This window comes from Massilia sp. 2TAF26, from assembly GCF_052115005.1.
Lineage (GTDB): Bacteria > Pseudomonadota > Gammaproteobacteria > Burkholderiales > Burkholderiaceae_D > Telluria.
This window is the reverse complement of record NZ_JBFRFV010000057.1, coordinates 1-7,133: the sequence shown is the minus strand read 5'-3', so window position 1 is coordinate 7,133 and position 7,133 is coordinate 1. Positions and strand designations below refer to the sequence as shown.

Genomic DNA, 7,133 nt, shown 5'->3' with positions numbered 1-7,133 from the left:
GGCGCCGGCCGCAGCCCCGGTGGTGGCCGCCGCGCCGGCAGCCGCCGCCGCGATCGGCGAGGACGGCCTGGACTGGGAAGCCATGTACATGGCGGTCGTGCCGCCGGGCACCTGCACCCCGGCTGCGGGCCAGGAACCGGCGCCGGCCGCCGCAAACGCGGTGGCGGTGGCGGCTCCGGCAGCCGCGGCCGAAGCCGCCCCGGCCAAGTCCGGCTGGGACGGCATCGAGCGCCGTGGCGGCGACAAGCCGGCGCAAAACGCCGCCGCCAAGGCCGACGAAAGCATCCGTATCGACGCGGTCAAGCTGGACGCGCTGCTGGAAGTGGCGGGCGAATCGGTGCAGGCCGCGAACCAGGCCGCCGTGCTGCTCGAGCGCCTGTCGCAGTTCAAGTTCGAAGGCCAGGCCGCCACGCTGATGGCGACCCTGACCGAGACCCTGGAGCGCGCCTCGCGCTATTCGGCCGAGCTGCAGCGCGCCACGCTGGCGACCCGCATGCAGCCGGTGGGCCGCCTGTTCCAGAAGTTCCCGCGCCTGGTACGCGAGCTGGCCAAGGACCTGGGCAAGGAAGTCGAGCTGACCATCGAAGGCGCCGAGACCGAAGTCGACCGCGTGGTGGTGGACAGCCTCTACGATCCGCTGGTGCACATGCTGCGCAATGCGCTGGACCATGGCGTCGAAGGTCCGGAAGACCGCGTCGCCTCGGGCAAGCCGGCCAAGGCCTACATCCTGCTGAAAGCCTGGCAGGAAGCCAACAGCGTCATGATCGTGCTGCAAGACGACGGCCGCGGCATGGATCCGTCCAAGCTGCGCAAGAAGGCGATGGAGAAGGGCCTGATCACCGAGCACCAGGCGACTTCGGACGACGAGGCCTACCAGCTGGTGTTCCTGCCGGGCTTCTCGACCAAGGAAGTGGCGTCGTCGGTGTCGGGCCGCGGCGTCGGCATGGACGTGGTCAAGACCGCGGTCGAGAAGAACCGCGGCGCGATCCGCATCGATTCCAGGCTCGGCGCCGGCACGAAATTTTCGATCCGCCTGCCGATCGAACTGTCGATCGTGCCGACCATGCTGGTGTCGACCTCGGGCGCCCAGCTGGCCCTGCCGATGGCGGTGGTCGAGCGCGTGGTCGAGCTGCCGGAGACCTTCATGCAGGTCGGCGGCGCCCCGGTGCTGAAGGACCAGGGCCGTCCGCTGCCGGTGCGCTCGCTGGCGGCCTCGCTGGGCTACGAGGAGTGTTCGGAGCGCGTCGGCATCGTCATCAACGCGCCCCAGCCCTACATCATCGCGGTGGAAGCGGTGGACGGCACAGCCGACCTGGTGATCAAGCCGATGACGGCCCTGCACGTCGAGGGCATCACCGGTACCGCGCGCTCCGCCGAGGGTTCGCTGGTGCTGGTCGTGGGCCTGTCCTTCCTGATGGACGGCTGCCGTTCCAGCGTGCGCCTGGCTGCATAAAAGCAACACGAAAACAAAGCCAAGAAAAGCCTGCGCATACTCTGCGCAGGCTTTTTTTATTTGCAAACATGCTATTTGCTACAAATAAAATTTGCATGCGGATGAGTCGGTTGAAATAATCTTGCTGGTGCCCGGGCTGACGCACTGCACAAATATGGCATAATCAAAGACCATGCCCGCATAAGGCGGTTGTTCAAGTGGATAGGTAGCGATTGAAATCATGTTAAAGACGCTCTACGACAAACTCTGGGATTCGCACGTCGTGCGTGCCGACGCGGACGGCACCACCGTGCTCTATATCGACCGTCATCTGGTTCACGAAGTGACCAGCCCGCAAGCCTTCGAAGGCCTGCGCGTGGCGGATCGCCCGCTATGGCGCACCTCCGCCAACCTTGCCGTAGCCGACCATAACGTGCCGACCACCGACCGCAGCCACGGCATCGCGGACCCGACCTCGCGCCTGCAGGTCGAGACCCTCGACAGCAATGCGAAGGCCTTCGGCGTCACCTACTTCAACATGAACGACAAGCGCCAGGGCATCGTCCACGTGATCGGCCCGGAGCAGGGCGCCACGCTGCCCGGCATGACCGTGGTCTGCGGCGACTCGCACACCTCGACCCACGGCGCCTTCGGCTGCCTGGCGCACGGCATCGGCACCTCCGAAGTCGAACACGTGATGGCCACGCAGACCCTGCTGGCGAAGAAGTCGAAGTCCATGCTGGTGCAGGTCGACGGCGTGCTGCCGGCCGGCGTCACCGCCAAGGACATCGTGCTGGCCGTGATCGGCAAGATCGGCACCGCCGGCGGCACCGGCTACGCGATCGAGTTCGCCGGCTCGACCATCCGCTCGCTGTCGATGGAAGGCCGGATGACGGTCTGTAACATGGCGATCGAAGCGGGCGCGCGCGCCGGCATGGTGGCGGTCGACGACACCACCATCGACTACGTCAAGGGCCGCCCGTTCGCGCCCGTCGGCCCGCAGTGGGAACAGGCGCTCGCCTACTGGCGCACCCTGCACACCGACCCGGGCGCGAAGTTCGACATGGTCGTGACCCTCAACGCGGCCGAGATCCGCCCGCAGGTCACCTGGGGCACCTCGCCCGAGATGGTCACGACGGTCGACGGCCGCGTGCCCGATCCGGACAAGGAACGCGATCCGGTCAAGCGCGACGCGATGGAAAAGGCGCTGGTCTACATGGACCTCAAGCCGAATACGCCGATCGAAGACATCCGCATCGACAAGGTGTTCATCGGTTCCTGCACCAACTCGCGCATCGAGGACCTGCGCGCCGCCGCCGCCGTCGTGCGCGGCCGCCAGCGCGCCTCCAACGTCAAGCTGGCGATGGTGGTGCCGGGTTCCGGCCTGGTGAAGGAACAGGCCGAGCGCGAAGGCCTCGACAAGATCTTCAAGGCCGCCGGCTTCGAATGGCGTGAGCCGGGCTGCTCGATGTGCCTGGCCATGAACGCCGACCGCCTCGATCCGGGCGAGCGCTGCGCCTCGACCTCGAACCGCAACTTCGAAGGACGGCAAGGGCAGGGCGGACGTACCCATCTGGTGTCGCCGGCGATGGCGGCGGCGGCGGGGATTGCCGGCCACTTCGTCGACGTGCGCAAGACCTGATAATCGGGGTCAGTTGCTGACCCCAGGCGCCATAAGCGCCGCAAACGAACCGTAATCAAACCGGCCGGGGTCGATCATCCTGGCTGGATCATGACCATCAATCTAGGGATACCATGAAAAAAGTACTCGCTCTCGCACTCATCGCATTCGTTGTCACTGGCTGCAATACCATCTCAGGCGTCGGCAAGGACGTGCAGAAGGTTGGCCAGGTGATTACTGGCGCGGGCGGAAAATAATTTTGATAGGCATACGCCGCGAACTTCGGGGTCAGAGCCCTCTTAAAGGCAACACCGGGCTCTGACCCCTGCGGCACTGACTCCTGCGATCATGGAAAAATTTATCGTACAAGAAGGACTGGTGGCGCCGCTCGACCGCGCCAACGTCGACACCGACGCCATCATCCCCAAGCAGTTCCTCAAGTCGATCCGCCGCACCGGCTTCGGCCCCAACCTGTTCGACGAGTGGCGTTACCTGGACCATGGCGAGCCGGGCATGGACAATTCGACGCGTCCGCTGAATCCGGACTTCGTGCTGAACCAGCCGCGCTACCAGGGTGCCTCCATCCTGCTGGCCCGCAAGAACTTCGGCTGCGGCTCCTCGCGCGAGCATGCGCCGTGGGCCTTGCAGCAGTTCGGCTTCCGCGCCATCGTTGCACCGAGCTTCGCCGACATCTTCTTCAACAACTGCTACAAGAGCGGCCTGCTGCCGATCGTGCTGAACGAACAGCAGGTCGACCACCTGTTCAATGAGGTGAAGGCCTTCCCCGGCTTCAAGCTGGTGGTCGACCTCGAGCAGCAGGTGATCCGCACGCCGGACGGCAAGCTGGCCTTCGAGTTCGCGATCGACGAGTTCCGCAAGTACTGCCTGCTGAACGGCCTGGACGACATCGGCCTGACCCTGCGCCACGCCGACGAGATCCGCGCTTTCGAGGAGCGCCATCTGCGCGCCCAGCCCTGGCTCGCCAACACGATCTAAGCAAGGAATCACATGAAGATTGCAATCCTGCCGGGCGACGGCATCGGTCCCGAGATCACGGCCCAGGCGGTCAAGGTCCTGAACGCGCTGGACGAGCGCTTCGAGTTGGAAAGCGCGGAAGTCGGCGGTGCCGGCTACGCGGCCCACGGCCATCCGCTGCCGCCCGCCACCCTGGCGCTCGCCAAGGCCGCCGACGCGGTGCTGTTCGGCGCCGTCGGCGACTACAAGTACGACAGCCTGGAGCGCGCGCTGCGTCCGGAACAGGCCATCCTCGGCCTGCGCAAGGAACTCGGCCTGTTCGCCAACCTGCGTCCGGCGATCCTGTATCCGGAACTGGCGGGCGCCTCGACCCTGAAGCCGGAAGTCGTGTCCGGCCTGGACATCCTGATCATCCGCGAGCTGACCGGCGACATCTACTTCGGCAAGCCGCGCGGCGTGCGCGAGTGCCCGGACGGTCCCTTCGCGGGCCAGCGCGAAGGCTTCGACACCATGCGCTATGCGGAAGGCGAGATCCGCCGCATCGCCCACGTCGCCTTCCAGGCCGCCCGCAAGCGCGGCTCGCGCGTGACCAGCGTCGACAAGGCCAACGTCCTGGAGACCTTCCAGTTCTGGCGCGACATCGTCACCGAGGTGCACAAGGACTACCAGGACGTCGAGCTCGAACACATGTACGTCGATAACGCGGCGATGCAGCTGGTGCGCGCGCCGAAGAAGTTCGACGTCATCGTCACCGGCAATATGTTCGGCGACATCCTGTCGGACGCGGCCGCGATGCTGACCGGCTCGATCGGCATGCTGCCCTCGGCGTCGCTGGATGCGAACAACAAGGGCCTGTACGAGCCTTCGCACGGCTCGGCGCCCGACATCGCCGGCAAGGGCATCGCGAATCCGCTGGCGACGATCCTCTCAAGCGCGATGATGCTGCGCTATTCGCTCGGCAAACCGGAACAGGCGGACCGCATCGAGAATGCGGTCAAGGCCGTGCTGGCCCAGGGCCTGCGCACGCCCGACATCTTCGAGGAAGGCACGACCCGTGTCGGTACCGAACAGATGGGCGATGCGGTGGTCAACGCGCTGGGGTGATTCGGCGTTAATCGATATTCATCGTGGGCTCCGCGAGTCCACGACAACACAGATGAAGAGGAAATGGAAATGAAACTAGTTGGTCTGGTTGGTTGGCGCGGCATGGTCGGCTCGGTCCTCATGAAGCGCATGCAGGACGAAGGCGATTTCGACCACATCGAGCCGGTGTTCTTCACTACCTCGAACCCAGGCGGCGCAGCGCCGGCCATGGCGAAGAACGAGACCAAACTGAAGAGCGCCACCGACATTGCCGAGCTGTCGAAGTGCGAGATCATCATCTCGTGCCAGGGCGGCGACTACACCACCGAAGTCTTCCCGCAGCTGCGCGCAGCCGGCTGGAACGGCTACTGGATCGACGCCGCCTCGACCCTGCGCATGAACGACGACGCCGTCATCGTGCTCGACCCGGTCAACCTGAACGTCATCAAGGATGCGATGACGCGCGGCGTGAAGAATTTCGTCGGCGGTAACTGCACCGTGTCCTGCATGCTGATGGGCCTGGGCGGCCTGTTCAAGAACGACCTGGTCGACTGGATGACCTCCATGACCTACCAGGCGGCATCGGGCGGCGGTGCCCAGCACATGCGCGAACTGCTGACCCAGTTCGGCACCATCAACGGCGCGGTGAAAAACCTGCTCGACGATCCGGCCTCGGCCATCCTCGAGATCGACCGCACCGTGCTGGCAACCCAGCATGGCATGTCGGCGGAAGAGACCAGGCAGTTCGGCGTGCCGCTGGGCGGCAACCTGATCCCCTGGATCGACAAGGACCTGGGCAACGGCCAGTCGAAGGAAGAGTGGAAGGGCGGCGCCGAGACCAACAAGATCCTCGGCCGGGGAACCTCAGTCAGCGGCAAGCCGGGCGCGGCACCGATCATCCCGGTGGACGGCCTGTGCGTCCGCATCGGCGCGATGCGCTGCCACTCGCAGGCACTGACCATCAAGCTGAAGAAGGACGTGCCGCTGGACGAGATCAACGACATCATCGCGGGCGACAACCAGTGGGTGAAGTTCGTGCCGAACACGCGCGAAGCCTCAATGCGCGACCTGACCCCGGCCGCCGTCACCGGCAGCCTGGCCATCCCGGTCGGCCGCGTGCGCAAGATGTCGATGGGTCCGGAATACATTTCGGCCTTCACCGTCGGCGACCAGCTGCTGTGGGGCGCGGCCGAACCGCTGCGCCGCATGCTGCGTATCGTGCTGGACAAGTAATTCCGGCCGGCGCGGGTAGAATAGGGCGGTTTCGGCCGCTCACGACAAGGCGGCTTCGGCCGCCTTTTTCGTTGTAGTCTCCATTGCAAGAGGTGCTAACGAAATGTCATGGTTTGACCCAAAAAACATCAGTTGCGTGAATAGAGCGTCTACATATCTCAGGGGCCGTGAATGTTTCCTCCCGCAGAGCTTGCATGCCATAATGCATGATGCTATGTTGCTGTGACCTCCGGGCAACTTTTGCGGCCCGCTCAACTCACTCAGTCGAATTATGCATTCCACTAACCGTCCCTCGATGAAGTCGTCCGCGCTGAAGAAGCTCACCGCGGCGGTCGCCAGTGCGTTGGTGCTGAGCTCGGCCGCGCACGCGGCAGGCCTCGGCAAACTCACCGTGCTGTCCGCGCTCGGCCAGCCCCTGCGTGCCGAAATCGAGTTGACGGCGGTGTCCAGCGACGAGGCGTCGGGACTGGTGGCCAAGCTGGCCTCGCCCGATGCCTTCCGTGCCGCGAACATCGAATTCAATCCGGCCCTGCTGTCGCTGCGATTCGCGGTCGAGCAGCGCAACGGCCGCCAGTTCATCCGCGTGAGTTCGAGCCAGCCGCTGAACGAGCCCTTCGTCGACATGCTGCTGGAGCTGAGCTGGAATAACGGTCGCCTGGTGCGCGAGTACACCTTCCTGCTCGACCCGGCCGAGCTGCGCGCGACCCAGTCGGCCCAGGTGGCCGCGAGCGAACCGCCGCCGGCCGTGCGCCCGCGCGCGGAAACGCCGGCCGTAGCGCCGGCCGCATC

At 65.3% G+C, this 7,133-nt stretch carries 7 protein-coding genes; all 7 read left to right on the top strand.

Features of this window, described 5'->3' with window-relative positions; genetic code table 11:
- A partial coding sequence (locus AB4Z32_RS27225; protein ID WP_442124947.1) for a chemotaxis protein CheA occupies positions 1-1,453 on the top strand: 1,453 nt, incomplete at its 5' end.
- A gap of 220 nt (positions 1,454-1,673) precedes the next feature.
- Positions 1,674-3,074, top strand: a complete 1,401-nt coding sequence (leuC, locus tag AB4Z32_RS27220; protein ID WP_442124946.1) for a 3-isopropylmalate dehydratase large subunit — start codon at positions 1,674-1,676, stop codon at positions 3,072-3,074.
- A gap of 113 nt (positions 3,075-3,187) precedes the next feature.
- Positions 3,188-3,310 (top strand): lipoprotein, encoded by a 123-nt coding sequence (locus tag AB4Z32_RS27215; RefSeq protein ID WP_442124945.1) that lies wholly within the window; start codon positions 3,188-3,190, stop codon positions 3,308-3,310.
- A gap of 91 nt (positions 3,311-3,401) precedes the next feature.
- Positions 3,402-4,049, top strand: a complete 648-nt coding sequence (gene leuD / locus AB4Z32_RS27210; protein ID WP_442124944.1) for a 3-isopropylmalate dehydratase small subunit — start codon at positions 3,402-3,404, stop codon at positions 4,047-4,049.
- 12 nt (positions 4,050-4,061) lie between these two features.
- A complete protein-coding gene (leuB, locus tag AB4Z32_RS27205; protein WP_442124943.1) occupies positions 4,062-5,132 on the top strand; it encodes a 3-isopropylmalate dehydrogenase in 1,071 nt (356 codons plus the stop codon).
- A 69-nt stretch (positions 5,133-5,201) separates the two neighbouring features.
- Positions 5,202-6,344 (top strand): aspartate-semialdehyde dehydrogenase, encoded by a 1,143-nt coding sequence (gene asd, locus AB4Z32_RS27200; RefSeq protein ID WP_442124942.1) that lies wholly within the window; start codon positions 5,202-5,204, stop codon positions 6,342-6,344.
- Between the two features lie 271 nt (positions 6,345-6,615).
- A partial coding sequence (locus AB4Z32_RS27195; RefSeq protein ID WP_442124941.1) for a type IV pilus assembly protein FimV occupies positions 6,616-7,133 on the top strand: 518 nt, incomplete at its 3' end.

Coding starts and splice junctions, on each gene's coding strand:
- asd (WP_442124942.1), top strand. CDS start 5,202: ATGAAACTAGTTGGTCTGGTTGGTTGGCGCGGCATGGTCGGCTCGGTC.
- leuB (WP_442124943.1), top strand. CDS start 4,062: ATGAAGATTGCAATCCTGCCGGGCGACGGCATCGGTCCCGAGATCACG.
- leuC (WP_442124946.1), top strand. CDS start 1,674: ATGTTAAAGACGCTCTACGACAAACTCTGGGATTCGCACGTCGTGCGT.
- AB4Z32_RS27215 (WP_442124945.1), top strand. CDS start 3,188: ATGAAAAAAGTACTCGCTCTCGCACTCATCGCATTCGTTGTCACTGGC.
- leuD (WP_442124944.1), top strand. CDS start 3,402: ATGGAAAAATTTATCGTACAAGAAGGACTGGTGGCGCCGCTCGACCGC.